The 1,296-nt window shown below is 60.9% G+C and carries 1 protein-coding gene; it reads left to right on the top strand.

What is annotated here, in order from left to right; all coding sequences use genetic code 11:
* The coding region (gene sucA / locus SO140_RS45865; protein WP_498544189.1) for a 2-oxoglutarate dehydrogenase E1 component at positions 1–1,296 on the top strand (1,296 nt) is incomplete at both ends.

Raw genomic sequence — 1,296 nt, 5'->3', positions numbered from 1 at the left:
CGCTTGTTTTGTTTTTACGTGCCCGTCGCGATCGTCTGGACGAAGCGCGCAGCAACATGGTGCTGCCGATCACCATCCACGGCGACGCCGCCATCACCGGCCAGGGCGTGGTTCAGGAAACCCTGAACATGTCTCAGGCTCGCGGTTACGAAGTGGGCGGCACCGTGCGTATCGTCATCAACAACCAGGTTGGCTTCACCACCTCCAACCCGCTGGATGCGCGCTCTACCGAATACTGCACCGACATCGCCAAAATGGTTCAGTCGCCGATCTTCCACGTTAACGCGGACGATCCGGAGGCCGTGGCCTTCGTCACCCGCCTGGCGTTGGATTTCCGTAACACCTTTAAGCGTGACGTGATGATCGATCTGGTCTGCTACCGTCGCCATGGGCACAACGAGGCCGACGAGCCGAGCGCTACCCAGCCGGTGATGTATCAGAAGATCAAGAAACACCCTACGCCGCGCAAAATCTACGCTGACGTGCTGACCGAGCAGAAAGTGGCCAGTCTGGAAGATGCCACGGAAATGGTCAACCTGTACCGCGACGCGCTCGACCGCGGCGATTGCGTGGTTGAAGAGTGGCGTCCGATGAACCTGCACTCCTTCACCTGGTCACCGTATCTGAACCACGAGTGGGACGAAGAGTACCCGAGCAAGGTTGAGATGAAGCGCCTGCAAGAGCTGGCACGTCGCATCAGCACCGTGCCGGAAGCGATTGAAATGCAGTCGCGCGTGGCGAAAATCTACGCTGACCGCGCCGAGATGGCGGCGGGCAACAAGCCGTTCGACTGGGGCGCTGCCGAAACGCTGGCTTACGCGACCATGGCGGATGAAGGCATCCCGATCCGCATCTCCGGTGAAGACGCCGGCCGCGGCACCTTCTTCCACCGTCACGCGGTGGTGCACAACCAGAAAAACGGTTCTGTCTACGTTCCGCTGGCGAACATCCATAGCGGCCAGGGCGAATTCAAAGTCTGGGACTCCGTGCTGTCTGAAGAGGCGGTGCTGGCGTTCGAATACGGCTACGCCACGGCGGAACCGCGCACGCTGACCATCTGGGAAGCGCAGTTCGGCGACTTCGCCAACGGCGCACAGGTCGTTATCGACCAGTTCATCAGCTCCGGCGAGCAAAAATGGGGCCGTATGTGCGGCCTGGTGATGCTGCTGCCGCACGGCTATGAAGGCCAGGGCCCTGAGCACTCTTCCGCGCGTCTGGAACGCTATCTGCAGCTGTGCGCAGAGCAGAACATGCAGGTGTGCGTCCCGTCTACGCCGGCGCAGGTTTACCATATGC

The sequence above is a fragment of the Bradyrhizobium sp. UFLA05-108 genome (genome assembly GCF_059803455.1).
The sequence above is the reverse complement of the archived record's forward strand: the minus strand, read 5'-3'. Positions and strand labels throughout refer to the sequence as shown.